The organism is Pseudomonas sp. JAI115, from assembly GCF_014200835.1.
Taxonomy (GTDB): domain Bacteria; phylum Pseudomonadota; class Gammaproteobacteria; order Pseudomonadales; family Pseudomonadaceae; genus Aquipseudomonas; species Aquipseudomonas putida_A.
The window spans coordinates 74,300-98,818 of record NZ_JACHCY010000004.1 but is presented as its reverse complement, the minus strand read 5'-3'; the positions used below and the strand labels follow the sequence as shown (position 1 = coordinate 98,818).

Here is a 24,519-nt window from a genome sequence, read left to right as displayed (position 1 = left end):
ACAGAGATCCCTGTGGGAGCGAGCCTGCTCGCGAAGGCGTCCGCCCCATCACTGCGGGCTATTTCAGGCTGTCGCTTCCACCGTGCCAATAAAGTTCGCCAGCTCCGCCGTCTGCGGATTGGCAAACAACACCTTCGGATCCCCCACCTCATGCACCTTGCCATGGTGCATGAACACCAGCTTGTCGCCGACTTCCCGGGCAAAGCGCATTTCGTGGGTGACCATGATCAGCGTCATGCCTTCCCTGGCCAGTTGGCGCACCACGGCGAGCACTTCATTGACCAGTTCCGGGTCCAGCGCCGAGGTGATTTCGTCGCACAGCAGCACTTTCGGCGACATCGCCAATGCCCGGGCAATCGCCACGCGCTGTTGCTGTCCGCCGGACAGCCGATCCGGGAAGGCGTCGAACTTCTCCCCCAGCCCGACGCGTTCGAGCATCTTGCGCGCCAGTTCGGCCGCCTTGGCCTTCGGTACTTTCTGCACCACTTGCGGCGCGAGCATCACGTTCTCGCCCACGGTCAGGTGCGGGAACAGGTTGAACTGCTGGAACACCATGCCGACTTTCTGCCGCAGGCTGCGCAGGTCGGCGCGGGCGGCGTCGAGGTATTCGCCGTCGACTTCGATCACTCCGTCGTTGATTGACTCCAGGCCATTGAGGGTGCGCAGCAGGGTCGATTTGCCCGAGCCGCTGCGGCCGATGATCGCCACCACCTGGCCTTCCTCGACGCTCAGGTCGATGCCTTTGAGCACGTGGTGATCGCCGTAGTATTTATGCAGGGCGGAAATTCTAAGCAGAGGCATGCAGTCTCCTTTCCAGGTAGCGCGCGCTGAGCGACAAGGGGTAGCAGAGCAGGAAGTAGCCGAGGGCGACGAGGCCGTAGACCATGAACGGTTCGAAAGTGGCGTTGGCGAGCATGCCGCCGGTCTTGGTCAGCTCGGTGAAACCGATGATCGAGGTCACCGCAGTGCCCTTGACCACCTGCACCGAGAAGCCCACGGTCGGCGCCACGGCGATGCGCAGCGCCTGCGGCAGGATCACGTAGCGCAACTGCTCCAGCGGATTCAGCGCCAGGCTCGACGAGGCTTCCCACTGGCCATTGGGGATCGCTTCGACGCAACCGCGCCAGATCTCCGCCAGATAGGCGCTGGTAAACAGCGTCAAGGCAATCGCCGCGGCCATCCACGGCGAGATCTCGATCCCGGCCAGCGCCACGCCGAAGAACACCAGAAACAGCTGCATCAGCAGCGGTGTGCCCTGGAACAACTCGATCCAGGTGCGGGCGATATTGCTCGGCAACGGGTTTTTCGAGATGCGCATGACCAGAATCAGCAGACCGACGATGCCGCCACCGATGAACGCTACCAGCGACAGCGCCAGTGTCCATTGCAGACCGGTGAGCAGGTTGCGCAGGATGTCCCAGAAGGTGAAGTCGCTCATCGGCTGCTCCTCGCGATATAGCGGCGGCCGACCCAGTTCAGCAACTGGCGGATCAGCAGCGCCATGCACAGGTAGATCAGCGTGGTCAGCGCATAGGTTTCAAAGGCGCGGAAGTTGCGCGACTGAATGAAGTTGGCGGCGAAGCTCAGCTCCTCGGTGGCGATCTGCGAACACACCGCCGAACCGAGCATGACGATGATGATCTGGCTGCTCAGGGCCGGCCAGACCTTGCCCAGCGCCGGCAGCAGGACCACGTGGCGGAACGCTTCGAAACGGCTCATCGCCAATGCGGCAGCGGCCTCCAGTTGTCCGCGCGGAATCGCCTGGATGCCGGCGCGGATGATCTCGGTCGAATACGCGCCGAGGTTGATCACCATCGCCAGCACGGCCGCCTGCCACTCGGAAATCTGCACCCCGAGGGATGGCAGGCCAAAGAAGATGAAGAACAGCTGCACCAGAAATGGCGTGTTGCGGATCAACTCGACGTAGACGCCGAAGATCGCCGAGAACGGGCGGATGTTCCACGCCCGCACCAGCGCGCCGACGATGCCCACGCCGACCCCGAACAGCGCGCCAATGGCCGTCAGCTCCAGGGTGAACAGGGCGCCGCGCAGCAACAGGTCGGTGTTTTGCACCACCGGCATGAAATCGAACTGATAAGCCATCGATTGTCTCCCGCGCGACCGATCAGAGATCGGCCGGCAGAGGCTCTTTGAGCCAGGTCTGCGAGTTTTTCTCCAGCGCGCCGTCAGCCTTGGCGGTGGCGAGGATCTCGTTGACCTTGCCCAGCAGCGCGGGCTCGTTCTTGTTCACGCCGACGTAGACCGGCGAATCCTTGAGCTTCACTTTCAGCGCCGGCACGCGTTTCGGGTTCTTCTCGCTGATCGCCACCATCACCACGTTGCCGCTGGCGATCAGATCGACCTGGCCGGCGAGGTAGGCGGCGATGGTCGAGTTATTGTCCTCGAAGCGCTTGATGGTCACGCCTTCGGGGGCGACCTTGGTCAGCTCGATGTCTTCGATGGCGCCACGGGTGACGCTGATGGTTTTGCCCTTGAGGTCGTCGAGCGTAGTGACGGCCGCATCAGGCGGGCCGAACACCGCGAGGTAGAACGGCGCGTAGGCGTGGGAGAAGTCGATGACTTTCTCGCGCTCCGGGTTCTTGCCGAGGCTGGAGATCACCAGGTCGACCTTGCCGGTGGTGAGAAACGGGATGCGGTTGGTGCTGTTGACCGGGGTCAGCTCGAGTTTGACCTTGAGTTGCTCGGCCAGCAGTTTTGCCGTGTCGATATCCAGGCCACGGGGTTTCATGTCCGGGCCGACCGAGCCGAATGGCGGGAAGTCCTGAGGCACGGCAACTTTCAGTGTGCCGCGTTTGATCACGTCTTCCAGGCCATCGGCGTGGGCGGGGATCTGGCTCAGCATCAGGCTGGAAAACAGAGCGGCGAGGAGGGCTCGGTAACGCAGGGTCATGGCAAATCTCCGGATCGACGGGAAGTGATTTCTGCGATCGGACAGAGCACGGGCCGTGCCAATACCCGGATTTATCCCCGGCAGGCCGCGGGTTTGCCGGGTTTATTCGGTCTTACTGGTCTGAACAGTCAGGTTGTTTTTCGCACCCTGATGGCGCACCGGCAGCGGGCGCCGAACCCCGCTGGGGCACGACTTGCCGGATCCGGCGAATAGCTTTACAACTAGCCGCACCTTGGCCTGGCTCGTCTGAAAAACCATGAACTCGATCTCCCGCGCCGTACCCGAAGTGGCGCTGCAAGCCATACGCAAACTGATCACCGAGCAGGGTTTCGGTGCGGGCGATGCGTTGCCGTCGCAACGGGATCTGGCGGTGCAACTGGGAGTCAGCCGGGCGTCGTTGCGTGAGGCACTGTCGTCGCTCAGCGCGCTCGGCGTGGTCAGCATCCAGCCGGGCAAAGGCGTGTTCGTGCAGGCACCGGTGGAGATTGCGCAGGGTGACAATGCGCCGGGCTGGCCGTTCGCAGCGCAGGCCTCGCCGCTCGACATCTTTCAGTTGCGCTATGCGCTGGAGGGGTTTGCCGCCGGGCTGGCGGCGGTGACCTTGAGCACGTTCGATCTGGATGCGCTGGAGGACAACGTTGCGGCGATGCGCGAGCAATTGAAGGCTGGGGACTTCGAGGCCGCGGCGAAACTCGACTTCGAATTCCACCGACGCATTCTGCTGGCCAGCGGCAATCAGGCGATGCTGAGTATCCTCACCGCCAGCGCCGAGATCTTTCTGGAAAGCCAGAAGCTACCGTTCATCCGCGCCGAACGGGCGATGGAAACCTGGCAGGAACACCGCAAGATCCTTCGTGCCCTCGCGCGCCGGGCGTCCGCTGCGGCCCAGAAGGCCATGCAGGAACACGTGCGCAACGCCGCCCTGCGCACCGGAATTTCCTTCATTGCCCCCGCCACGGCGTGACTTGGGCTATACCCAAACTCATCGAGTGCCATAGCAAGACTCAATCAACTGCGGCTTCCTGAACAAGGGAAGGGCGGCTATGATGGGCCACGTTTTTTTGCTTACAACCTGGAGAATTCCATGAGCAGCGATCTTATCAAACACGTTAGCGACGCCAGCTTCGAAGCCGACGTACTCAAGGCCGAAGGCGCTGTACTGGTCGACTACTGGGCTGAATGGTGCGGCCCTTGCAAAATGATCGCTCCGGTTCTGGACGAGATTGCCGAGACTTACAAAGGCAAGCTGACCATCGCCAAACTGAACATTGACGAAAACCAGGAAACCCCGGCCAAGCACGGCGTGCGTGGTATCCCGACGCTGATGCTGTTCAAGAACGGCAACGTTGAAGCGACCAAAGTCGGCGCCCTGTCGAAGTCGCAACTGGCTGCTTTCCTCGACGCCAACATCTAAGCGTCGCAGTAAATCGCCGAAAAAAAGCCTCGCAATTTGCGGGGCTTTTTGCGTATTCAGGGCTAGACGCTCCGAAACTCAGGTGGTACATTCGGCCCCGCACTGGTTTCTCCACTGCCCCCTGCTAGCCGTCGCCGACGCACTCCTTTTCGAACAAGTTCGCGATCCTGTCGCCTTCTCCGCGGCGCGGCCTCATTAAGCCAAAAGCTTAATTTCCCCCCTCCATAAATGATTACGTCATTCCTATATGAATCTGACTGAACTCAAGCAAAAGCCGATTACCGAACTGCTCGAATTGGCCGAACAGATGGGCATAGAAAATATGGCCCGTTCGCGCAAGCAGGACGTGATTTTCTCCCTGCTGAAAAAGCACGCGAAAAGCGGCGAGGAAATCTCCGGTGATGGCGTGCTGGAGATTCTCCAGGACGGCTTCGGCTTCCTGCGCTCCGCTGACGCTTCCTACCTCGCCGGCCCGGACGATATCTACGTCTCGCCGAGCCAGATCCGTCGTTTCAACTTGCGTACCGGTGACACCATCGTTGGCAAGATCCGCCCTCCGAAGGAAGGCGAGCGTTACTTCGCTCTGCTCAAAGTCGACACGATCAACTTTGATCGTCCGGAGAACGCGAAGAACAAGATTCTCTTCGAGAACCTGACCCCGCTGTTCCCGACCGTGCGCATGAAGATGGAAGCCGGCAACGGTTCCACCGAAGACTTGACCGGTCGTGTGATCGACCTGTGCGCCCCGATCGGCAAAGGCCAGCGTGGTCTGATCGTTGCACCGCCGAAAGCCGGCAAGACGATCATGCTGCAGAACATCGCGGCGAACATCGCCCGTAACAACCCTGAAGTTCACCTGATCGTGCTGTTGATCGACGAACGTCCGGAAGAAGTAACCGAAATGCAGCGCACCGTGCGCGGCGAAGTGGTTGCCTCGACCTTCGACGAACCGCCGACCCGTCACGTGCAGGTTGCCGAAATGGTGATCGAGAAGGCCAAGCGCCTGGTCGAACACAAGAAGGACGTGGTGATCCTGCTCGACTCCATCACCCGTCTGGCCCGTGCCTACAACACCGTGATCCCGAGCTCCGGCAAGGTGCTGACCGGTGGTGTCGATGCTCACGCCCTGGAGAAACCGAAGCGTTTCTTCGGTGCTGCGCGCAACATCGAAGAAGGCGGCTCGCTGACCATTATCGCCACCGCGCTGGTTGAAACCGGCTCGAAGATGGACGAAGTGATCTACGAAGAGTTCAAGGGTACCGGCAACATGGAACTGCCTCTGGATCGCAAGATCGCCGAGAAGCGTGTGTTCCCGGCCATCAACATCAACCGTTCCGGCACCCGCCGCGAAGAGTTGCTGACCGCCGACGACGAACTGCAGCGCATGTGGATCCTGCGCAAGCTGCTGCACCCGATGGACGAAGTGGCTGCCATCGAGTTCCTGGTCGACAAGCTGAAAACGACCAAGACCAACGACGAGTTCTTCCTGTCGATGAAGCGCAAGTAACATCGCCGGTTGAACCGATTAAAAGGGCGCCCCTTTGGGGGGCGCCTTTTTTTTGCATGAAATTTACCCCGGCAATGGGAGGTTCCTGATCTGGTAAGGTCTGTGATCGGGCAACCCACAAACAGCGCTCGGAGCCTCTGTGAATAAGGCTCGAGCTGTACAAAAAACAACCACCTGATTGGCATTAAAGATTTTATGAGCACACTCGCTTATCGAAGGGATATCGACGGCTTGCGGGCAGTCGCGGTGATCGCCGTAGTGCTGTTCCATTTTGGCGTCCCGGGGTTTACCGGCGGTTTTGTCGGCGTGGACGTGTTCTTCGTGATTTCCGGCTACCTCATCACCTCGATCATCTGGAATCAGCGTCAGGCTGGCCGTTTCAGCTTCGTCGAGTTCTGGGCGCGGCGTGCGCGGCGGATTCTGCCGGCGCTGTTCGCGATGATCATTGCGGTGCTGGCGGTGGGCTGGTTCCTGCTGGCGCCCAAGGACTACGAAGAGCTGGGGCGTTCGGTGCGCTATCAGGTGACGTTCGTCTCGAACATCCTGTTCATGCGTCAGGACGGCTACTTCGACGTTGCCTCTGACCTGAAACCGCTGTTGCACACGTGGTCACTGGCGGTGGAGGAGCAGTTCTACATCTTCTTCCCGCTGCTGCTGACGTTGCTCTCGAGCCGCCTGAAACACTGGCGGCTGGCGCTGTGCGGCGTGCTGCTGGTGTCGTTCGGGCTGAGTGTGTGGGCGATCCAGCATCATCCGGAGAAAGCCTTCTTCCTGCTGCCGATGCGCGCCTGGGAGTTGCTGGCCGGGGCGATGCTGGCGGTTGCGCCGAAACACGCCTGGCGCTTGAAGCCGCTGGCCGCCCAGGCCTTGAGCCTGCTCGGCATGGGGTTGATCCTGCTGGCGGTGTTTGCCTATGACAAGTCGACGCCGTTCCCGGGTGTCACCGCGTTGCTGCCGGTGCTGGGCGTGGTGCTGCTGATTCTGGCCAACGGTCATCGCGAAACGCTGGTTGGTCAATTGTTGAGCAGTCGGGTGATGGTCGGCCTCGGGCTGATCTCCTATTCCTGGTATTTGTGGCACTGGCCGGTATTCGTGTTTTCCAGCTACGCCAGTGTCGATGAGCCGGGCGCGCTCGACACGGCCGGGTTGATTCTGCTGACCCTGGTGCTGGGTTATCTGTCATGGAAGTTCGTCGAAACGCCGTTCCGTGAACGGCGCCTGCTCGCCGGTCGTCGGCAGATTCTGCTGGCCGGTTTCTGCGGGATCCTGGTGCTCGGTCTGGCCGGGCAATCACTGCGCTGGACCGATGGCTTGCCATGGCGCCTGTCCGAGCAGGCGCTGCAATATGCCAAGGGCCGCGAGTGGCGGCCGGAGCTGATGGCATGTCTGGCGGACGACAAGACCCCTGACGACAAGCTGTTCTGCCATTACGGCGTGGCGGATCTGCCGACCCGCGCGCTGGTCTGGGGCGACAGCCATGCCACCGCGCTGATCCCGGTGTTCGATGACGGTGCCAAGGCCCACGGTGTCAGTGTGATTCTGGCCAGTTCTCCGGGTTGCATTCCGGTCGATGGGCTGGAGCATGACGGTGTTTGTGCACGCTTCAACAAGCGGGTCGAGCAGGGGCTGAAAACCCAGGCGATCAGCGATGTGGTGCTGGTCGCCCGCTGGAGCCTGTACCTGTACGGCGATGCCAAGGGTGATCTCGGGCATGTTTTGAGAACGCCAGACGGTCGTTACGATCGCGCCGAGGCGGAGCAGCGTTTTGCCGAAGGCCTGCGCACTCGCGTCGCACAATTGCGGGCAGCCGGGCATCGCGTATGGCTGGTGAAAGAGGCGCCGTTGCAGGCGTTCAGCCCGCCGTATCGGCTGACGCGGCTGGCGATGCTCGATCGTCCGGTGGATGACGTCGGACTGGCCGTCGAGGCGCACCACAAGCGTCAGGTGTTCATCAGTCAGTTGTTCGCGCAACTGGCGCAGGAGGATCCGGCGGTGCGCGTGGTCGATCCGGCGCCGCGGCTGTGTGATGACAAGGGCCTGTGCCACGCCGAACTGGGCGGCTACTCGCTGTACACCGATGACAATCACCTGTCCGAAGTCGGTGCGCGGTTTGTGGCGCCGATCCTCGAGCCGCTGTTTATCGGCCTGCAAGGCCGGGAAAACCTTGGCAAAGCGCAGACGAATGCAGCCAAGTAAGCAGCGACAGGCTGCCACAGGGCTGCATAGCAGGTAGGATGTACGCCTATTTTGAGGGTGCCATCGTCAATGAAATTCAAGGATCTTCGGGATTTCGTGCAGCAGCTTGAGCAGCGCGGAGAGTTGAAACGCATCCAGATTCCCGTCTCGCCGGTGCTGGAGATGACCGAGGTGTGCGACCGCACACTGCGGGCCAAGGGCCCGGCGCTGCTGTTCGAGAAGCCGACCGGCTACGACATCCCGGTGCTCGGCAACCTGTTTGGCACCCCCGAGCGGGTGGCCATGGGCATGGGCGCCGAGTCGGTCAGCGAACTGCGCGAGATCGGCAAGCTGCTGGCTTTCCTCAAGGAGCCGGAGCCACCGAAGGGCTTGAAGGACGCGTGGTCGAAACTGCCGATCTTCCGCAAGATCATCTCGATGGCGCCGAAAGTCGTCAAAGACGCGGTGTGCCAGGAAGTGGTCATCGAAGGTGACGACGTCGACCTGGCGATGCTGCCGGTGCAGACCTGCTGGCCCGGCGACGTCGGCCCGCTGATCACCTGGGGCCTGACTGTCACCAAAGGCCCGAACAAGGACCGCCAGAACCTCGGTATCTACCGTCAGCAAGTGATCGGCCGCAACAAGGTGATCATGCGCTGGCTCAGCCACCGTGGCGGTGCGCTGGACTTCCGTGAGTGGTGCGAGAAGCATCCGGGCCAGCCATTCCCGGTCTCCGTGGCGCTGGGCGCCGACCCTGCGACCATCCTCGGCGCCGTGACGCCGGTGCCGGACAGCCTCTCCGAATACGCTTTCGCCGGTCTGTTGCGCGGTAACCGCACCGAGCTGGTCAAGTGCCGTGGCAACGACCTGCAGGTGCCGGCCACTGCCGAGATCATCCTCGAAGGGGTGATTCATCCGGGCGAAATGGCCGACGAAGGCCCGTACGGCGACCACACCGGTTACTACAACGAAGTCGACAGCTTCCCGGTGTTCACCGTCGAGCGCATTACCCACCGGATCAAGCCGATCTATCACAGCACCTACACCGGCCGTCCACCGGATGAGCCGGCGATTCTCGGCGTGGCGCTGAACGAAGTGTTCGTGCCGATCCTGCAGAAGCAGTTCCCGGAGATCACCGACTTCTACCTGCCGCCGGAAGGCTGCTCGTACCGCATGGCCGTGGTGACGATGAAGAAGTCGTATCCGGGGCATGCCAAGCGCGTGATGCTCGGTGTCTGGTCGTTTTTGCGACAGTTCATGTACACCAAGTTCGTTATCGTCACTGACGACGATATCAACGCCCGGGACTGGAACGACGTGATCTGGGCCATCACCACGCGCATGGACCCCAAGCGCGACACGGTGATGATCGACAACACGCCGATCGACTACCTCGACTTCGCCTCGCCGGTGTCCGGCCTGGGCTCGAAAATGGGCCTGGATGCCACCCACAAGTGGCCGGGCGAAACCACTCGCGAGTGGGGCCGCGTAATCGTCAAGGACGACGCCGTCACCCAGCGGATCGATGCCATCTGGAATCAGTTAGGAATAGATTGATGCGTGTAACCCTGCAGCCCTCCGGAGCAGTGCTTGAGATACGGCCCGGCGAGCGGATTCTCGATGGTGCGCGGCGCCTGGGCTACGACTGCCCGCAAAGCTGCCGCAACGGCAATTGCCACGTGTGTGCGGCGCTGTTGGTGGAAGGCCGGGTCGAGCAGGCCGGCAAGGTGCATGACCACGGCGAGTTCTACACTTGCATAGCCGAGCCGCTGGAAGACTGCGTCCTGCTGTGGGATGGCGTGCTCGCGCTGGGAGAACTGCCGGTGCGCAGCCTGTCGTGTCAGGTCATCGAATGCCGGGATGTCGGCGGCGACACCTGGCGCGTGCGTCTGCGTGCGCCGGCCGGCAAGCCGCCGCGTTATCACGCCGGGCAGTACTTGATGATCGAGCGTGAGAACGGTGAAAAATCAGCGTTCTCCATGGCCTCGGCACCGCACGGCGGACGGGATCTGGAAATCCACGTGCTGGCCCGCGAGGCCAGTGCGCTGAGCCTGATCGAGCAAATGCAGCGCAACCCGCTGGTGCGCGTCGAACTGCCGTTCGGCGACACCCACCTCGCCGAATTGCCTGACGGGCCGCTGGTGCTGATCGCCGCCGGCACCGGCATGGGCCAGATCCACAGCCTGATCGAACACTGCCGCGCCAACGGCTTCAAACACCCGGTGCATCTGTATTGGGGTGTACGCCGTCCGGAAGATTTCTACGAGATCGAACATTGGGACGAATGGTTGAAGCTGCCCAATCTGTTCCTGCACAAAGTCGTCAGCGATCAGTGCGGTTGGGAAGGGCGCTGCGGAATGCTGCACCAGGCCGTGTGCGAAGACTTCGCCGATCTGAAGTCCCTGCATGTATACGCCAGCGGCTCGCCGGCGATGGTCTACGGGACTCTGGATGCGCTGGTGGAAGCCGGGATGGATGCGCACCAGATGCGCGCCGATGTATTTGCGTATGCGCCTCGGTCTTGAACCGCGCCCCTAGAAACGTACGCCGCTAGTCACCATCGCCGCATTGGCGCCGAGAAATACCAGCTCGGCGGCCAATGGGCCGTAGTGAGTCCCGACGGACGGAATGATCACCGGCGCAACGCCGTAGCGGTTCAAAGGAATCTTGTCCTTGTAATCACCGCGATAACCCTGCAACAGCCCACCCGTGAGTTTCAGATACACCGGGTACTCGCTGCTGTCATAGCGCTTGCCGACATAGGCATAGTTCGAACGCTGACGAAACGAATTGCGGAAAGTTGCCCCGCCAAATACCCAGCCGGAAGCCTGATTGCGTTCGATGCCGATCAAGTCCTGATGATTATTGTGTTCGGGGTCGGGCGAGTAATGTCGGGTGTAGACACTGGTCTGGGCATACCAGAAGCCTTTGCCTTGCGCATTGTCCTCGGCCAATGCATGGCCGGCCTGAGCCATCAGCAACGCGGCCAGAAGTCTTGGGATTTTCATAGTGCAGCCTCGGTTAAACGGGATGGCTTGCGCCAGAGGAAGGCCGTTATACGTAGGCGTTCAGCGACGGAGAAGAAAGAAAGTCCGACATTTTAGTAGGAAGTTTCCTGTGCCTTCATGAACGAAACCTGAACAAGCGAAGGCTTATGCATATTTCATTCGGGTATTTAAGATATTTCTGCAATGGTATTAGGCTATATAAAGCCGCATAGCCGGGGCTGATAACCCCCAGTAGCGCTATCGGGCAGGCCATACATCCTTTAGCACTTTTCGTTTTACAGTTACTGCTATATGTTCTATCCAGCGAATTGTGCTTACATCTTGTAATACTTGCGGGGCCGAACACTTCCGTCATGACAGCCATTGAATCTGCTTTTGTGAATCTGGCTTACCCTCCGCGGCTCGATCTGGGGCCGCAGCTGACCCACGAACAACTTCTCGTCTCGATGCAATCGACCATGGCGCGCCACAAGGGCGGCCCGGTGTGGCTGTTCGCCTACGGTTCGCTGATCTGGCGCCCGGAATGTACGGCGGTGGAGCGGGTGCGCGGACGAGTCCATGGCTACCATCGTGGCTTGTACCTGTGGTCGCATGAGCATCGCGGAACGCCGGAAATGCCCGGGCTGGTATTTGGTCTGGATCGCGGCGGTTCATGCAGCGGCTTCGCCTATCGGCTGCCGGAAGAGAACCTCGACGCTGCGCTGTACGCGCTGTGGAAACGCGAGATGCCGTTCCCGTCCTATCGCCCGCACTGGCTGAACTGCCGGCTCGAAGATGGCAGTCAGGTTCAGGCGTTAGGGTTTGTTTTGGAGCGACACCTGCCCAGCTATGCCGGCAACTTGCCGGATCATGTGCTGAGCCAGGTGTTCGAAAGCGCTTGCGGGCGTTACGGCACCACTCGTGATTATGTCGAGCAGACCGCCCACGCCCTGCGCAGCCACGCCATGCCGGATCGAAATCTGGAGGCGCGGCTCAAGCGCTGTCAGTCAAAAGCCGATCAGGCGACGGCTTCGCGGCTCTGACTGGCGACTTGCTTGTGCCACAGGGTCGGGGCCAGGAAGGCCATCGACAGCAGGCAAGCGCCCACCAGCAGGACAAAACCACCGTTCCAGCCGAAGTGGTCAACGGTGTAGCCCATCGCCGCACTCGCCGCGACCGAACCACCCAGGTAACCGAACAGACCGGTGAAGCCCGCAGCCGTGCCGGCGGCTTTCTTCGGTGCCAGTTCCAGCGCCTGCAGGCCGATCAGCATCACCGGGCCATAGATCAGGAAGCCGATCGAGAACAGCGCGATCATGTCCACCGTCGGGTTGCCGGCCGGGTTCAGCCAGTACACCAGCGTCGCCACGGTCACCAGCGCCATGAACACCATGCCGGTCAGGCCACGATTGCCACGGAAGATCTTGTCCGACATCCAGCCGCACAGCAGCGTGCCCGGAATGCCCGCCCACTCGTAGAAGAAATAGGCCCACGAGGTTTTATCCACGGTGAAACCTTTGGCTTCTTTCAGGTAGGTCGGCGCCCAATCCAGTACGCCGTAGCGCAGCAGGTAAACGAACACGTTGGCCATGGCGATGTACCAGAGCATTTTGTTGCGCAGCACGTATTTGACGAAAATTTCCTTGGCGCTGAATTCGTCTTCGTGGCTGGCGTCGTAGCCTTCCGGGTAATCGTTCTTGTACTTCTCGATCGGCGGCAGGCCGACCGATTGCGGGGTGTCGCGCATGGTGATGAAGGCAAACACCGCCACGCCCAGCGCCACCGCTGCCGGAACGTAGAAGGCTGCGTGCCAGTCGTTGAACAGGCCCATGCCGATCAGGAACAGCGGGCCGATCAGACCGCCGCCGACGTTATGCGCCACGTTCCACACCGAAACCACGCCGCCACGTTCCTTCTGCGACCACCAGTGCACCATGGTGCGTCCGCTCGGCGGCCAGCCCATGCCCTGGGCCCAGCCGTTGATGAACAGCAGGATGAACATCATGGTCACGCTGGACGTCGCCCAAGGCGCAAAACCGAAAATGAACATCACCCCGGCCGACACCAGCAGGCCGAACGGCAGGAAGTAACGCGGGTTGGAACGGTCGGACACCAGGCCCATCAGGAACTTCGACAGACCGTAGGCAATGGCGATGGCCGACATCGCCAGCCCCAGATCGCCACGGCTGTAGCCTTCGTCGATCAGGTACGGCATGGCCAGCGAGAAGTTTTTGCGCAGCAGGTAGTAACCCGCGTAGCCAAAGAAGATACCGGCGAAGATCTGCCAGCGCAGGCGTCGGTAAGTACTGTCTATTTTTTCTTCAGGCAATGGAGCCTGATGTGCGGCAGGACGAAAGAAAGCAAACATTCAAGAGCTCCAGATTTCTTGTTTTGACTGCGGATGCGAATGTTACAGTTTCGTTACCGAAAATAGCACCGGTTCGCATTGGCAAAACAGGGGAAATGTTGGAATTCGCGCGTTCTTTTACGAACCTGTCGCTCAGCTGTAAGAACAGGGCGTTTTCACCACTTATCTACATGGAGTGACTTAGACTCGCGGCCCGTTCAGCCGATTGATCAGCCGAGATAAGCAATGTCACTGAAGGTTCGCATGTTGGTGCCGAGATTTTTGGTGGCAGCGGGACTTGCCGTCGTGTTGCTGACATTGATCGTCACCGATCATCCTGCTCATTCCGGCCTGCGCAACGCTACGGTGCTGATCATTCGGCATGCGGAAAAACCGGATACAGGATCGGTGCTCAATGCCCGAGGCGAGCAACGCGCCGCCGCCTACGTCGACTATTTCAATCCGCTGAAACTCGACGGCCAGACGTTCACCCCCCAGCGTTTGATCGCTGCCGGCGATACCCCGGAAAGTTCGCGCTCACGCCTGACCCTGACCCCGTTGGCCCAGCGCTTGAACCTTGCGATCGAGCAGCCCTACGTCAATGGCGACCTGCATCAACTGGTCAAACTGTTGCGCAAGAGCAATCAGGCGCAGACGGTGCTGATTGCCTGGCACCACGGCCATATCAACAAACTGCTCAAAGCCTTTGGCGGTGACCCCACAGCCCTGATGGGGCAGGAAAAATGGCCGGATGAGGTCTTTGACTGGCTGATCGTCCTGCGCTTCGACGACAAGGGTCGGCTGATTCCGTCGCGCAGCCTGAAGGTGCAGGAGCACTTGTTGCCGGGCGACGTTGCTGGTGCGAGCGGCGGCTAAACGTCCGTCAGAAAATGTACCTGCCGTCATTTGCCCAGCGGTTTCGTCGGATTTCCCATCGGGATCAGGAAATGTCCTGCATTCAATAGCGAAGCTGCGCCATTCAGTAAAAAGACAGTGCTCCTTAAACTTTCTGTTGTTGCCGGACAGGCATCTCAATAGGGAAGGGGCGCGATCATGCGGTGGTTTTTTGCAGGGCTTTTATTGACGATCTTCAGTCTTGCACTGGCGGCAGAAGGGTTACTCATACCTGAAAACAACCCGCAGCCGATTTACCCGAAGAGGTTGTCCAGGGCAGGGGTCGAAGGCGAGGTCAGGGTCAGCTTTATCGTCAAGGCGGATGGCTCGGTCAGCGCGATCGACATCGTGCAAAGTGATCACCCCGATCTGGCTGAGGCGGTCAAAGACGCCATAACACAGTGGCGCTTCAGGCCCTGGACGATTGAAGACGGTCGGCCTGCGGAACAGCCCGTCGTGGCGCCGATGCTCTTTCGATTGGCCAGGGACCAGCCGATCGACATCAACCAGTGGCTGAAGTCAGTAAAGTGTCGCGTCATCAATGACGGTTTCAGGAACATGCCTGAGCACGCCTGGGTCGACGCAGAAGTGTTTAATTACACCCGTGCTTACGTTTCCAACGTGATTCTCAAGAGTCAGTTGGCCGATGAACAACGTCTGGCAATCATCGCCAAGATGAACCGGCGCGTACCGATGATCGTCAGAGGCTGCCGGGAAGCTCCTATGCGTAGCTACATGAGTTTTCTGCCGGGAGAGGTTCGTGAGTTGCTTTGAGCCAGCGACGCTGTGTTGCTGCCTGGCGCGAATCAGGCCGGCTCCGAGAGGTCACCGGCCAGAAAACACTCAGCGCACCTGCACCACCACCTTGCCCACCGCCTTGCGCTGCCCCAGATCGTTGATCGCCTGCGCCGCGTTGCTCAGCGGATACACCTGCGACACCAGCGGTTTCAACTTGCCCTCGGCGAACCAGTCGAACAGTTGCTGGAAGTTCGCCGCGTTGTCCTGCGGCTGGCGCTGGGCAAAGGAGCCCCAGAACACGCCGAGTACCGCGGCGCCCTTGAGCAGGGCGAGGTTGACCGGCAGCTCGGGGATGCGTCCGCTGGCGAAGCCGACCACCAGCAGGCGGCCGTTCCAGGCGATGGCGCGGATGGCCTGGTCAAACAGGTCGCCACCGACCGGGTCGTAGATCACGTCGGCGCCCTGGCCGTCGGTGAGGCGTTTGATTTCATCCTTGAGGCTGGTTTCGCTGTAGTTGATCAGTTCATCGGCGCCAGCGGCCTTGGCCACGGCGAGTTTCTCTGCACTGCTGGCGGCGGCGATGACCCGGGCACCCATGGCTTTGCCGATTTCCACCGCCGCCAGACCGACGCCACCGGAAGCGCCGAGCACCAGCAGGGTCTCGCCCGGTTGCAGGTTGGCCCGTTGCTTGAGGGCGTGCATCGAAGTGCCGTAGGTCATGCTGAACGCGGCGGCGGTGTTGAAATCCATCGACGGCGGGATCGGCAGCACGTTGTAGCCCGGCACCGCGACCTGTTCGGCGAAGCTGCCCCAGCCGGTCAGGGCCATGACCCGGTCGCCGACTTTCAGGTGGCTGACTTTCTCACCGACGGCGCTGACCACGCCGGCCGCTTCGCCCCCCGGCGAAAACGGGAAGGGCGGCTTGAACTGATACTTGCCCTCGATGATCAGCGTGTCCGGGAAGTTGACCCCGGCGGCGTGCACCTCCAGCAGGATTTCGTTCTTCTTCGCGACAGGACTGGCGACGTCTTCCAGCACCAGCGATTCGGCAGGGCCGAAGGCTTTGCACAGCACGGCTTTCATCAGGGCTATTCCTTTGGGAGTGATGGCCGATAAGTGTAGGTGTGTCAGTCAACGGGTCAACGAGCATGCCCGGCCCTGATAGTCAGCCATAAGCTTGTGCTTGCGCGGCGGGTCGTTATGCTAGGCCGCAAACCGGATAAGGAGCGAATTGTGAAAGCGTGGATCATGTTGTTGCTGGCCCTGTCTCTGCCTGTGGCAGCGCTGGCCGAAGAAGCCAAAGAAGGCGAGGCGCCGAAGGTCAATTACATCACCCTGAGCCCGCCGTTCGTGGGTAACTACGGGCTGGACGGCACGCCTAAGCTGAAGGTCTACAAGGCCGACGTGGCGCTGCGTGTAACGGGCGAAGAGGCGACCAAGCTGGTCAAGGCCAACGAGCCGCTGATCCGCAATCAACTGGTGGCGCTGTTCACTCAGCAGACAACCGAGGCGATGGGCAGCATCGAAGGCAAGGAAAAGCTGCGTCAGGAAGCCCTGAAGCAGACCCAGCAAGTGATGAATGACGAGACCGGCAAACCGGTGGTTGAAGATCTGTTGTTCAACAACCTGATCATTCAGTAACCACGCTGGCCGCTGTTCAGGACGCCAGGCTCTTGCGAAAGCGCGCCAGGGCGATAACGAAGAACAGCAGACCGATGGCCGTCAGCGCCAGCAAGTCCGGCCAGACCACGCTCAGCCCGGCGTCGCGAAACAGAATCGCGGCGCTGAGGCTGACAAAATGCGTGGACGGCGAGCCCTGCATGACCCACTGCAGCCACTGCGGCATGCTGTCCAATGGCGTGCTGCCGCCCGACAGCAGCAACATCGGGATGATCACCGGAATCGCCAGCAGACCGAACTGCGGCGTCGAGCGCGCCAGCGTCGCCAGAAAGATGCCCAGCGCGGTACTGGCAAACAGATAAACCGCAGTCACCAGCAAAAACAGGCTCATCGAGCCGGCCAACGGCACATTCAACAGGCCTTTGACCACCACCTCCAGCGACAGCCAGGTGCACAACACCACCACCAGCAAGTTGCTCCAGATTTTCGCCAGCATGATTTCCAGCGCCGTCAGCGGCAGCACCAGCAAATGGTCGAGCGTGCCGTGTTCGCGTTCGCGCAGCAGCGCAGTACCGGTGAGGATGATCGCCAGAATAGTGATGTTGTTGACGATCTGAATCACCGCCAGAAACCAGCCGCCCTCCAGATTGGTGTTGAACAGGGCGCGAGTAGTCAGTTGCACGGGTGCCTTGGCCGCTGCACCGCCCTGACCGGCATAGTCGAGCAATTCGCGCTGGAAGATCCGGCCGATGTAGCCGGCGCCCATGAACGCCTGGCTCATGGCGGTGGCATCGACGTTGACCTGAATCGCCGGTTGCCGCGCGGCGAGCAAGTCGGTTTGAAAGCCCGCCGGAATATTGATCACGAAGGTGTACTCACCGCTGTCCATGACCTGATCCAGTTGCGCATAAGGCAGCAGCACCGGCGTCTGGAATTCCGGCGGCTGCAGGGCCTGGGCCAATTGGCGTGAGAGGGCGCTGTGGTCTTCGTCGACGATGGCCACGCTGGCGTTGTGCACGCCGATCACCGAACCGGCGGCGGGCATGTAAATCGCCACGGTGAAGGCGTAGAACAGGAACAGCAGCAACACGCTGTCATGGCGCAGGCTGGTCAGTTCCTTGAGTCCCAGGCGCAGGATGTGCGCGAACTTGTGCATCAGGCCTCCTGCTTTTTCAGCATGATCAGGCTCAGCCCGGTGAACCCGACAAAGAACCCGAACAGCGCCAGGCACTGTGGCCACAGCTGACGCAAGTCCAGCGCCTTGGTGAACGTACCCACCGCGATGTCGAGGAAGTGCCCCGCCGGAAACAGCATGCCCATCACTGCTGCCGCACCTTCCAGCGACGAGCGCGGCACGATCAGCCCGGAGAACTGGATGGTCGGCAGGCTGGTGATGATCATGGTGCCGAGGATCGCGGCAATTTGCGTGCGGGTGAACGCCGAGATCAGCAGGCCCATGCTGGTGGTCGCCAGCACGTACAGCAGGCCGCCGAATGCCAGCGTCAGCAGGCTGCCCTTGAACGGCACGCCGAACAGCCAGCGATTCATCGCCACCAGCAGCGCCAGGTTGACCAGACTGACCAGCAGGTACGGCGCCTGTTTGCCCAGCAGAAATTCGAGGCGGGTCAGGGGCGTGGCGTAGAAATTGGTGATCGAGCCCAACTCCTTTTCGCGGACGATGCCCAGCGCCGTGAGCATCGCCGGAATGAAGGCGAGGATCAGCGCCATGACCCCGGGGCCGATGGCGTTGACGCTGACTACGTCCTGGTTGTAGCGAAAGCGGGTTTCCAGGCTGGCCGCCGCCGGGTGGGCCAGCGCCGGGCTACTTTGTTCGGCCAACTGTTGCAGATTGCCCAAGTGCACTGCTTCAACATAATTGCGGCTGGTTTCGGCGCGAAACGGCATGCCGCCATCCAGCCACGCCGCCACGGCGGGTTGGCGCCCGGCGTACAGATCGCGGCCGAATCCGGGGGGAATCTCCAGCGCCAGTTTGATTTCCGAGCGTTGCAGGCGCCGGTGCAGTTCCTGCGGATCATGAATGGCCGGCTGTTCGTCGAAGTACCGGGAGCCGCGAAACGCCTCCAGATAAGCTCGGCTCTGCGGCGTCTGATCCTGGTCGTACACGGCAAACGCGAGGTTTTCCACGTCCAGCGAGATGCCGTAACCGAAGATCACCATCATGAAAATCGCCCCGGCCAAGGCGAACGCCATGCGCACCTTGTCGCGCAACAGCTCCTTGCCTTCGCGACTGGCCACGGCCAACAGGCGACCGAGGCTGAAACCGTGACGGGGCAGCGGTGTTGTCGCTGCGCTCGGCGGCGCCATTTGCGGTTCGGCCACAGGCGCTGATGGCTGAGCGCCCTGAGCCTGTTCCAGGCAAGTGACGAAGGCCGCTTCCAGCGTCTCTCCCGCAAACTGGCGTTGCAGCGCCGCCGGGGTGTCGCAGGCGAGAACTTTGCCCGCGTGCATCAGCGAGATGCGGTCGCAGCGCTGCGCTTCGTTCATGAAGTGCGTGGAGAGGAAGATCGTCACGCCCTGTTCGCGGGACAACTCGATCAACAGTCGCCAGAAATCATCACGGGCTGCCGGATCGACGCCGGAAGTCGGCTCGTCGAGAATCAGCACCTCCGGGCGGTGCAGCACCGCCACCGCCAGTGACAGACGCTGGCGCAGCCCCAATGGCAATGCTCCGGATGGCTGGTCGGCGACCGCGAGCAGATTGAAGCGCTGAATCAATGCCTCGATGCGTTGTGCGCTCTCGGTTTTGGGCAGGTCGAACAGCCGCGCGTGCAGCTCGAGGTTCTGCCGCATACTCAGTTCGCCGTACAGCGAAAAACTCTGCGACATGAAGCCGACCCGCTTGCGCGTGGCCAGATCCTTGGCGTTCACCGGGTTGCCGAGCAGCGTCGCACTGCCTTCACTGGCCGGCATCAGCCCGGTCAGGACTTTCATGGTGGTGGTCTTGCCGCAGCCGTTGGAGCCAAGAAAGCCGAAAATCTCGCCACGCCCAATGGCAAAACTGACGTGATCCACAGCGGTGAAATCGCCGAAGCGCAGCGTCAGGTCGTGGGCTTCGATGGCGATGTCGCTGCTGTTGCCGGTGCGCGGTGGAATCACCAGCGGCTGAGCGTCATGCTGGCTGTCACCCTGAAAATGGGTGAAGGCGTCATCGAGTTTGCCGCTGGGGGTGACGTTCGCCAGCTCGCGGCTCAGGCCGGTGGCGATCAACTTGCCGGCATCGAGCATCAGGCAATGCTCGAACTGCTCGGCTTCTTCCATATAGGCCGTGGCGACCAGCAGCGTCAGTTGCGGGCGCTGGCGTCGCACATCGTCGACCAACTCCCAGAAGCGCCGGCGCGAGAGCGGGTCGACGCCGGTGGTCGGCTCATCGAGGATCAGCAGATCCGGTTCATGGATCAGCGCGCAGCACAGCCCGAGTTTCTGCTTCATGCCGCCGGACAACTTGCCGGCGGGGCGCTCGGCGAACTTCAGCAGATCCGTGGCGAGCAACAGGCTGTGCATGCGCTGCTCGCTTTCAGCCTTGGACAGGCCGAACAGCGTCGAGAAGAACTGGATGTTCTCGCGGATCGACAGCTCCGGGTACAAGTTGCCGCCCAGTCCCTGCGGCATGAAGGCGATGCGCGCATAGAGTGTGTCGCGATGCCGGCGATCCTCGATCGCGCCACCGAGCACGTCCAGTTGCCCTTGCTGCAAGGTCTTCACGCCGGCAATCAACCCCAGCAGGCTGGATTTGCCCGCGCCATCGGGGCCGATCAGCCCGCAGCGGGTGCCGGTGGGCAGGCTGAAGGCAATGTCGCTCAGCGCTTGCTGTTTGCCGTAGCGGTGCGCGATACCGTTCGCTTGAACCGCAAGGCCGCTCATTGCAGATTGGCCGGCCATTCGACGGGCGCGATCCGTACGTAGCCGGCCCCGGGCATGCCGGGTTTGGCCTGCGGCACGGCGCTGGGCTGAACCAGGCGCAGCTTGACGCGGAACACCAGTTTTTGCCGCTCGTCGCGGGTCTCGACCTCTTTGGGGGTGAACTGCGATTTGGCCGCGACGAAGCTGATTTTTGCCGGCAGCGGTTTATCGGGCAAGGCATCGAGCAGCACGCGCGCCTCGTCGCCCACCGCCAGGCGCCCAGCCACCGCGGCTGACAGATAGAGGTTCATGTACTGGTCGTTGGGATCGATCAGCAGCAGCACGCGACCACCGGCCCCCAGCACTTCGCCGGGTTCGGCCATGCGCAGCTGGATCACGCCATCAATCGGCGCGCGCAGACTGCTGTCGTCAATTTCACTGGTCAACTGTGCGACTTGAGCCTGTGCCGCGCCAATCGCCGCACTGACAGCAGACACCTGGGCCCGGGCGGCGACAACGGCAGCGTTGCCAGTGCCGATGCGTGACTGCAACTGATCGATGATCTGCGCGCTGACGTAACCGTGCTTGAACAGTGATTGCGAGCGGCCGAGTTCTTGCTGGGCCAGCAGCAGTTCACTCTGGCGCAATTGCACGTTGGCCTGAGCGGCGTTGAGATTCTCCCGGGCGCGCAACACTTCGGCTTCGGCCTGATTACGCTGGGCTTCAAGGGTGCGGGTGTCCATGCGTGCCAGCAATTGCCCTTTGCTGACCTTGTCGCCTTCGTCGACCAGTACTTCGGCGAGGCGCCCAGGAGTCTTGCTGGCGATCTGCACTTCGCTGGCTTCCAGCCGCCCGTTGCCCATCGACAGTCCTTCGACCAGGCGGCTGCTGATGGACATCCAGTAACCGAGGCCGCCAGCGACGGCGAGTAATACCAGGAGCGAACCGGCGTATAGAAGTGAAGAACGGCTGTGCGTCGACATGGGGGCATCCTGCGGCTGTGGCTTGCAGTCTGACTGTTCAAGCGTTCCATTCGCTTGATGTCAGTCAAATGAGCGCCAAGCCTAGCCCCTTTTGTCGGTAAAAACCGTGACCGGCGAGTTCTCAGCGCAAACCAAGCACCGCGACCCACTGTTCGGCCGTCACCGGCATCACCGACAGGCGACTGCCTTTTTGCACCAGCGGCATTTCGGCCAGCGCAGTCTGCTGTTTCAGGTAATCGAGCTTCAGCACCCGGGCAAACGTCTCGACGTGTGCCACATCAATCGCACTCCAGGCGTTTTTCTCGGGTGTGGCCTTCGGGTCGAAGTAATGGCTCTCGGGTTCCAGTGCGGTGGGATCCGGGTACGCCGCCTCGATTATTTTGCCGATTCCGGCGATACCCGGCTCCGGGCAACTGGAGTGGTAGAAAAAGAACTCATCGCCCACCGCCATCGCCCGCAGGAAATTGCGCGCCTGATAGTTGCGAACCCCGTCCCAGCGCGCTTTGCCGAGTTTCTCCAGATCTTTGATCGAGAGTTCGTCGGGCTCGGATTTCATCAGCCAATAGGCCATGTCTTTTGCTCCTCAAGCGGTGATTGGGCAGGTTGTCGGGCAATTTTATGACAAACCGACGGTCGGTTGACGTCAGCGTTTGCGCCCGGGTTCACGTTGTCGCAAAATGCCGGCCTTTAAAGCTTGACGCTGCTGCACGGCCTACGAACGGAAACCGCTGCTGTCATCGTGATGATGTGCCTTGAGGGGGGCAATCGATGAAACGCAAACCGGATTTGCTATGGACTTTGGTTATTTTGTTCGGCCTTGGCGTCGTAACCACCGGTTATGCGCAAAGTCTGTGGACGAGCAAGACCGATGCTCCGGTTGAAGTCGCGCAACAGGTTCAACAGTCGACCGCTTTCAAACGCTGAAACTGCCTTCCCGACGCCGCTGATCTGCGCGGCGTCTATCCTGCGAAATACCACGCCTTATCGGTGACCGTGCCTTGCAACGGTACATCCCAGCTTGCCTGCGCCAGGCGTTCGACCTTCTGACATTCATGGGCCAGGCCCAGCAACGTCGGCTTGCGCCAGTTCTTGCGCCGGGCCAGGTATGCCAGACTGCGGTCGTAGAATCCGCCGCCCATCCCCAGGCGTCCGCCAACATCGTCAAACCCCACCAGTGGCAACAGCACCAGATCCAGGGTCCAGATCTTGCGCTGATGGGCCAGATTGGCCCGCGGTTCGAGGATGCGGAAGCGATTGGGCTTGAGCTTGTCGCCGGGGCGAATTCGCTGGAACACCATTTTGGTTCGCGGCCAGGCGCTGAGCACCGGCAGGTAGGTGGCTTTGCCGCGCCGCTGGGCTTCGCGCAGCAGCAGGCGCGGGTCGATTTCACCGTCGGTGGGCAGATACAGAGAGATGTGTTTCGCCCGGCGAAAGTGCGGGTCTTGCGCCAGTTGGCGGAACAGGCCTTTGGCGGCCTGCCGCTGTTCACCGGGAGTCAGTGAACGACGCGCCTTGCGCAGCAGGCGGCGGAGTTGCGGGCGGGGCAGCAGCGCAGGTTCGGTCATGGTTCGGCTTCGGCAGGTGAGGGCGAAAACGCACGCATAAAAAATCCGATGCCGGCAAAAACCGGCATCGGATTCGAATCAGGCTCCCCGGATGAACCGCTGTCAACTTAGCCCTTGAACCCGAAAGTTCAAGGTGGAGGATGCAGTAGACTTTAAGGCTTTCCGTCTGGCGGACATGCACACCAGCCCAACGTGCAACCTCCAGGGTAGTGCAAATCGGCTCAGGGACATCGTCAACTGGCAAGCACCCCAGGGAGTGCGGCGAGTATACCTCAAGCGGCCTGGCGAATCAGCCCTTGCTGATGTCCGGATCGTCGGCCAGCACCAGATCGACACGATCGAGCAAGTCGCGCACCTGTTCACGGGTCGAGCCGCTGGCCTGGATGTCCGGGCGCTCTTCTTTGTGCAAGAGGTCGTGGGTGATGTTCAGCGCAGCCATCACCGCAATACGGTCGGCGCCGATGACTTTGCCGCTGCTGCGGATCTCGCGCATCTTGCCGTCCAGGTAGCGGGCGGCGCTGACCAGATTGCTGCGTTCTTCCTGGGGGCAGATGATCGAATATTCTTTGTCGAGGATCTGCACGGTAACGCTATTGCTTGAACTCATGAGTCTTGCTCCAGGGCCTTGAGGCGCGAAATCATCGATTCGACCTTACGCCGGGCGATTTCGTTTTTTTCAATGAGGTGAGCGCGTTCCTCGCGCCAGGTCTTTTCCTGAGCTAGTAAGAGTGCGTTTTGACTCTTTAGTTGCTCGACTCGGCCAATCAGCTTTTCGAGTCTGGCCATCAGCGCTTGCAGGTCGGTGTCTTCCATTGTGTCCACTGAATTCATCTGATGGGCGGCAGGCGCCTGGCTGGCGGACAGCCTTTAATAGTCTTGGCGAGTCTGTCGATGTAGGATACAAGGCCTTCATTCTAGACATAGCGCCGTCTGGCGCCTAGCTGCCCATGACCATTGCGAATTCCCCGTACCAAGCCTTTGCCACCCTGCTGACGTCCAGCGGCCACAACGTCTCGCCTGCCGAACTGCACGGCCTGCTGCTCGGCCGCAGCTGCGCCGGTGCCGGCTTCAACGCCGACGAGTGGCTGATCGATGCCGCCGAACTTCTGGAAAACGAGCCACAGGACAACGTCCGCAACGCCCTGATCGGCCTGCAAGAGATGGTCAAGGGTGAGTTGACCGGTGACGACGTCACCGTCGTTCTGCTGTTGCCGACTGATGACGCACCACTGGCCGAGCGGGCTGCCGCGCTGGGCGAATGGTGCCAGGGCTTCCTCAGCGGTTTCGGCTTGAACTGCCGCGACAGCAGCATGCTCAGCACCGAAGCCACCGAAGTGCTGCAGGATCTGGCGGCGATCTCCCAGGTGCAAGACGCCCTGGAAGAATCCGAAGACGGCGAAAGCGACTACATGGAAGTCATGGAATACCTGCGCGTCGCGCCGCTGCTGCTGTTCTCGGAAACCAGGAAAGCCGACGTGCCGCCAGCCGCCAAGCCGTCGCTGCATTAATCGCGTGCC

Annotated in this window: 26 protein-coding genes and 1 other RNA gene; 12 read left to right on the top strand and 15 right to left on the bottom strand. The window is 61.2% G+C overall.

Annotated features, from left to right (window positions below; translation table 11 throughout):
• Positions 1 to 63: 63 nt before the first annotated feature.
• From HDC30_RS11255 to HDC30_RS11240, 4 genes are read right to left on the bottom strand one after another with little or no spacing between them, the layout of a single operon-like run.
• Complete coding sequence (locus HDC30_RS11255; protein ID WP_139055145.1) at positions 64 to 801, bottom strand: amino acid ABC transporter ATP-binding protein; 738 nt, start codon at positions 799 to 801, stop codon at positions 64 to 66.
• A complete protein-coding gene (locus HDC30_RS11250; RefSeq protein ID WP_007968438.1) occupies positions 788 to 1,438 on the bottom strand; it encodes an amino acid ABC transporter permease in 651 nt (216 codons plus the stop codon). The genes HDC30_RS11255 and HDC30_RS11250 overlap by 14 nt, the downstream gene beginning before the upstream one ends.
• A complete protein-coding gene (locus HDC30_RS11245; RefSeq protein WP_183782985.1) occupies positions 1,435 to 2,103 on the bottom strand; it encodes an amino acid ABC transporter permease in 669 nt (222 codons plus the stop codon). The genes HDC30_RS11250 and HDC30_RS11245 overlap by 4 nt, the downstream gene beginning before the upstream one ends.
• A 22-nt stretch (positions 2,104 to 2,125) precedes the next feature.
• The gene (locus HDC30_RS11240; RefSeq protein WP_183782983.1) at positions 2,126 to 2,911 is read right to left on the bottom strand and encodes a transporter substrate-binding domain-containing protein; all 786 of its coding nucleotides are present in this window, start codon (positions 2,909 to 2,911) and stop codon (positions 2,126 to 2,128) included.
• Between the two features lie 256 nt (positions 2,912 to 3,167).
• Here HDC30_RS11240 and HDC30_RS11235 point away from each other — a divergent pair, with 256 nt between their 5' ends.
• From HDC30_RS11235 to HDC30_RS11210, 6 genes are all read left to right on the top strand, one after another.
• Positions 3,168 to 3,875, top strand: coding sequence for a FadR/GntR family transcriptional regulator (locus HDC30_RS11235; RefSeq protein ID WP_027610476.1), 708 nt, complete (start codon positions 3,168 to 3,170; stop codon positions 3,873 to 3,875).
• 120 nt (positions 3,876 to 3,995) lie between these two features.
• Positions 3,996 to 4,325, top strand: a complete 330-nt coding sequence (gene trxA / locus HDC30_RS11230) for a thioredoxin TrxA (protein ID WP_003177349.1) — start codon at positions 3,996 to 3,998, stop codon at positions 4,323 to 4,325.
• A gap of 247 nt (positions 4,326 to 4,572) precedes the next feature.
• Positions 4,573 to 5,832 (top strand): transcription termination factor Rho, encoded by a 1,260-nt coding sequence (gene rho, locus HDC30_RS11225; protein ID WP_003229334.1) that lies wholly within the window; start codon positions 4,573 to 4,575, stop codon positions 5,830 to 5,832.
• A 195-nt stretch (positions 5,833 to 6,027) separates the two neighbouring features.
• Complete coding sequence (locus tag HDC30_RS11220; RefSeq protein ID WP_183782981.1) at positions 6,028 to 8,028, top strand: acyltransferase family protein; 2,001 nt, start codon at positions 6,028 to 6,030, stop codon at positions 8,026 to 8,028.
• Positions 8,029 to 8,097: 69 nt separating this feature from the next.
• Positions 8,098 to 9,564, top strand: coding sequence for a 4-hydroxy-3-polyprenylbenzoate decarboxylase (gene ubiD / locus HDC30_RS11215; RefSeq protein WP_003229330.1), 1,467 nt, complete (start codon positions 8,098 to 8,100; stop codon positions 9,562 to 9,564).
• Complete coding sequence (locus HDC30_RS11210) at positions 9,564 to 10,532, top strand: CDP-6-deoxy-delta-3,4-glucoseen reductase (protein WP_183782979.1); 969 nt, start codon at positions 9,564 to 9,566, stop codon at positions 10,530 to 10,532. The genes ubiD and HDC30_RS11210 overlap by 1 nt, the downstream gene beginning before the upstream one ends.
• 9 nt (positions 10,533 to 10,541) lie before the next feature.
• Here the strand turns inward: HDC30_RS11210 and HDC30_RS11205 are convergent, their stop codons facing one another.
• The gene (locus tag HDC30_RS11205) at positions 10,542 to 11,015 is read right to left on the bottom strand and encodes a sn-glycerol-3-phosphate transporter (RefSeq protein WP_115988654.1); all 474 of its coding nucleotides are present in this window, start codon (positions 11,013 to 11,015) and stop codon (positions 10,542 to 10,544) included.
• A gap of 353 nt (positions 11,016 to 11,368) precedes the next feature.
• On the opposite strand from HDC30_RS11205, the gene HDC30_RS11200 reads away from it, so the two are divergent.
• The gene (locus tag HDC30_RS11200) at positions 11,369 to 12,037 is read left to right on the top strand and encodes a gamma-glutamylcyclotransferase (protein ID WP_047596692.1); all 669 of its coding nucleotides are present in this window, start codon (positions 11,369 to 11,371) and stop codon (positions 12,035 to 12,037) included.
• Here HDC30_RS11200 and glpT read toward each other — a convergent pair.
• Complete coding sequence (glpT, locus tag HDC30_RS11195; RefSeq protein ID WP_027610481.1) at positions 12,013 to 13,362, bottom strand: glycerol-3-phosphate transporter; 1,350 nt, start codon at positions 13,360 to 13,362, stop codon at positions 12,013 to 12,015. The genes HDC30_RS11200 and glpT overlap by 25 nt on opposite strands.
• Before the next feature lie 225 nt (positions 13,363 to 13,587).
• Here glpT and HDC30_RS11190 point away from each other — a divergent pair, with 225 nt between their 5' ends.
• Together HDC30_RS11190 and HDC30_RS11185 are read left to right on the top strand one after the other, a co-directional pair.
• Positions 13,588 to 14,217, top strand: a complete 630-nt coding sequence (locus HDC30_RS11190) for a hypothetical protein (RefSeq protein WP_027610482.1) — start codon at positions 13,588 to 13,590, stop codon at positions 14,215 to 14,217.
• A gap of 177 nt (positions 14,218 to 14,394) precedes the next feature.
• Positions 14,395 to 15,009 carry an energy transducer TonB gene (locus HDC30_RS11185; RefSeq protein WP_027610483.1) on the top strand — a complete coding sequence of 205 codons (615 nt, stop codon included), beginning with the start codon at positions 14,395 to 14,397 and terminating at the stop codon, positions 15,007 to 15,009.
• Between the two features lie 69 nt (positions 15,010 to 15,078).
• Here the strand turns inward: HDC30_RS11185 and HDC30_RS11180 are convergent, their stop codons facing one another.
• A complete protein-coding gene (locus tag HDC30_RS11180; RefSeq protein ID WP_096796130.1) occupies positions 15,079 to 16,056 on the bottom strand; it encodes an NADPH:quinone oxidoreductase family protein in 978 nt (325 codons plus the stop codon).
• A 150-nt stretch (positions 16,057 to 16,206) separates the two neighbouring features.
• Between HDC30_RS11180 and HDC30_RS11175 the strand changes: the two genes are divergently transcribed.
• Positions 16,207 to 16,614 carry a flagellar basal body-associated protein FliL gene (locus HDC30_RS11175; protein ID WP_027610485.1) on the top strand — a complete coding sequence of 136 codons (408 nt, stop codon included), beginning with the start codon at positions 16,207 to 16,209 and terminating at the stop codon, positions 16,612 to 16,614.
• Positions 16,615 to 16,630: 16 nt separating this feature from the next.
• Here HDC30_RS11175 and HDC30_RS11170 read toward each other — a convergent pair whose 3' ends face one another.
• The 4 genes from HDC30_RS11170 to HDC30_RS11155 form a co-directional block, all read right to left on the bottom strand.
• The gene (locus tag HDC30_RS11170) at positions 16,631 to 17,749 is read right to left on the bottom strand and encodes an ABC transporter permease (protein ID WP_027610486.1); all 1,119 of its coding nucleotides are present in this window, start codon (positions 17,747 to 17,749) and stop codon (positions 16,631 to 16,633) included.
• On the bottom strand, positions 17,749 to 20,475 hold the full coding sequence (gene rbbA, locus HDC30_RS11165; RefSeq protein ID WP_183783502.1) for a ribosome-associated ATPase/putative transporter RbbA: 2,727 nt from the start codon (positions 20,473 to 20,475) through the stop codon (positions 17,749 to 17,751). The genes HDC30_RS11170 and rbbA overlap by 1 nt, the downstream gene beginning before the upstream one ends.
• Positions 20,472 to 21,437, bottom strand: a complete 966-nt coding sequence (locus tag HDC30_RS11160) for an HlyD family secretion protein (RefSeq protein WP_183782977.1) — start codon at positions 21,435 to 21,437, stop codon at positions 20,472 to 20,474. The genes rbbA and HDC30_RS11160 overlap by 4 nt, the downstream gene beginning before the upstream one ends.
• Before the next feature lie 121 nt (positions 21,438 to 21,558).
• A complete protein-coding gene (locus tag HDC30_RS11155) occupies positions 21,559 to 22,008 on the bottom strand; it encodes an EVE domain-containing protein (protein ID WP_183782975.1) in 450 nt (149 codons plus the stop codon).
• A 197-nt stretch (positions 22,009 to 22,205) separates the two neighbouring features.
• Here HDC30_RS11155 and HDC30_RS11150 point away from each other — a divergent pair, with 197 nt between their 5' ends.
• A complete protein-coding gene (locus HDC30_RS11150) occupies positions 22,206 to 22,361 on the top strand; it encodes a hypothetical protein (RefSeq protein ID WP_003229308.1) in 156 nt (51 codons plus the stop codon).
• A gap of 35 nt (positions 22,362 to 22,396) precedes the next feature.
• On the opposite strand, the gene HDC30_RS11145 is transcribed toward HDC30_RS11150, so the two are convergent.
• The 4 genes from HDC30_RS11145 to HDC30_RS11130 form a co-directional block, all read right to left on the bottom strand.
• Positions 22,397 to 23,002, bottom strand: a complete 606-nt coding sequence (locus HDC30_RS11145) for a 5-formyltetrahydrofolate cyclo-ligase (RefSeq protein ID WP_115985878.1) — start codon at positions 23,000 to 23,002, stop codon at positions 22,397 to 22,399.
• 80 nt (positions 23,003 to 23,082) lie between these two features.
• Positions 23,083 to 23,261, bottom strand: a non-coding RNA gene (gene ssrS, locus HDC30_RS11140) — 6S RNA.
• 30 nt (positions 23,262 to 23,291) lie between these two features.
• Entirely contained in the window at positions 23,292 to 23,609 is a 318-nt protein-coding gene (locus HDC30_RS11135) for a cell division protein ZapA (RefSeq protein ID WP_007967943.1), read from the bottom strand.
• Positions 23,606 to 23,815 carry a TIGR02449 family protein gene (locus HDC30_RS11130; RefSeq protein ID WP_007967945.1) on the bottom strand — a complete coding sequence of 70 codons (210 nt, stop codon included), beginning with the start codon at positions 23,813 to 23,815 and terminating at the stop codon, positions 23,606 to 23,608. Before HDC30_RS11130 ends, HDC30_RS11135 begins: the two co-directional genes overlap by 4 nt.
• 134 nt (positions 23,816 to 23,949) lie before the next feature.
• Between HDC30_RS11130 and HDC30_RS11125 the strand changes: the two genes are divergently transcribed.
• Positions 23,950 to 24,510, top strand: a complete 561-nt coding sequence (locus tag HDC30_RS11125; RefSeq protein ID WP_183782967.1) for a YecA family protein — start codon at positions 23,950 to 23,952, stop codon at positions 24,508 to 24,510.
• Positions 24,511 to 24,519 lie beyond the last annotated feature (9 nt).

Excerpts from the sequence above, each read along its gene's own strand:
- HDC30_RS11255 (WP_139055145.1), bottom strand. The coding sequence starts at position 801 with ATGCCTCTGCTTAGAATTTCCGCCCTGCATAAATACTACGGCGATCAC.
- HDC30_RS11145 (WP_115985878.1), bottom strand. The coding sequence starts at position 23,002 with ATGACCGAACCTGCGCTGCTGCCCCGCCCGCAACTCCGCCGCCTGCTG.
- HDC30_RS11220 (WP_183782981.1), top strand. The coding sequence starts at position 6,028 with ATGAGCACACTCGCTTATCGAAGGGATATCGACGGCTTGCGGGCAGTC.
- HDC30_RS11155 (WP_183782975.1), bottom strand. The coding sequence starts at position 22,008 with ATGGCCTATTGGCTGATGAAATCCGAGCCCGACGAACTCTCGATCAAA.
- HDC30_RS11200 (WP_047596692.1), top strand. The coding sequence starts at position 11,369 with ATGACAGCCATTGAATCTGCTTTTGTGAATCTGGCTTACCCTCCGCGG.
- rbbA (WP_183783502.1), bottom strand. The coding sequence starts at position 20,475 with ATGAGCGGCCTTGCGGTTCAAGCGAACGGTATCGCGCACCGCTACGGC.
- glpT (WP_027610481.1), bottom strand. The coding sequence starts at position 13,362 with ATGTTTGCTTTCTTTCGTCCTGCCGCACATCAGGCTCCATTGCCTGAA.
- HDC30_RS11190 (WP_027610482.1), top strand. The coding sequence starts at position 13,588 with ATGTCACTGAAGGTTCGCATGTTGGTGCCGAGATTTTTGGTGGCAGCG.
- HDC30_RS11150 (WP_003229308.1), top strand. The coding sequence starts at position 22,206 with ATGAAACGCAAACCGGATTTGCTATGGACTTTGGTTATTTTGTTCGGC.
- HDC30_RS11235 (WP_027610476.1), top strand. The coding sequence starts at position 3,168 with ATGAACTCGATCTCCCGCGCCGTACCCGAAGTGGCGCTGCAAGCCATA.
- rho (WP_003229334.1), top strand. The coding sequence starts at position 4,573 with ATGAATCTGACTGAACTCAAGCAAAAGCCGATTACCGAACTGCTCGAA.
- HDC30_RS11185 (WP_027610483.1), top strand. The coding sequence starts at position 14,395 with ATGCGGTGGTTTTTTGCAGGGCTTTTATTGACGATCTTCAGTCTTGCA.
- HDC30_RS11180 (WP_096796130.1), bottom strand. The coding sequence starts at position 16,056 with ATGAAAGCCGTGCTGTGCAAAGCCTTCGGCCCTGCCGAATCGCTGGTG.
- HDC30_RS11205 (WP_115988654.1), bottom strand. The coding sequence starts at position 11,015 with ATGAAAATCCCAAGACTTCTGGCCGCGTTGCTGATGGCTCAGGCCGGC.
- HDC30_RS11135 (WP_007967943.1), bottom strand. The coding sequence starts at position 23,609 with ATGAGTTCAAGCAATAGCGTTACCGTGCAGATCCTCGACAAAGAATAT.
- HDC30_RS11160 (WP_183782977.1), bottom strand. The coding sequence starts at position 21,437 with ATGTCGACGCACAGCCGTTCTTCACTTCTATACGCCGGTTCGCTCCTG.
- HDC30_RS11240 (WP_183782983.1), bottom strand. The coding sequence starts at position 2,911 with ATGACCCTGCGTTACCGAGCCCTCCTCGCCGCTCTGTTTTCCAGCCTG.
- HDC30_RS11245 (WP_183782985.1), bottom strand. The coding sequence starts at position 2,103 with ATGGCTTATCAGTTCGATTTCATGCCGGTGGTGCAAAACACCGACCTG.
- HDC30_RS11130 (WP_007967945.1), bottom strand. The coding sequence starts at position 23,815 with ATGGAAGACACCGACCTGCAAGCGCTGATGGCCAGACTCGAAAAGCTG.
- HDC30_RS11170 (WP_027610486.1), bottom strand. The coding sequence starts at position 17,749 with ATGCACAAGTTCGCGCACATCCTGCGCCTGGGACTCAAGGAACTGACC.
- HDC30_RS11210 (WP_183782979.1), top strand. The coding sequence starts at position 9,564 with ATGCGTGTAACCCTGCAGCCCTCCGGAGCAGTGCTTGAGATACGGCCC.
- HDC30_RS11125 (WP_183782967.1), top strand. The coding sequence starts at position 23,950 with ATGACCATTGCGAATTCCCCGTACCAAGCCTTTGCCACCCTGCTGACG.
- HDC30_RS11250 (WP_007968438.1), bottom strand. The coding sequence starts at position 1,438 with ATGAGCGACTTCACCTTCTGGGACATCCTGCGCAACCTGCTCACCGGT.
- ubiD (WP_003229330.1), top strand. The coding sequence starts at position 8,098 with ATGAAATTCAAGGATCTTCGGGATTTCGTGCAGCAGCTTGAGCAGCGC.
- trxA (WP_003177349.1), top strand. The coding sequence starts at position 3,996 with ATGAGCAGCGATCTTATCAAACACGTTAGCGACGCCAGCTTCGAAGCC.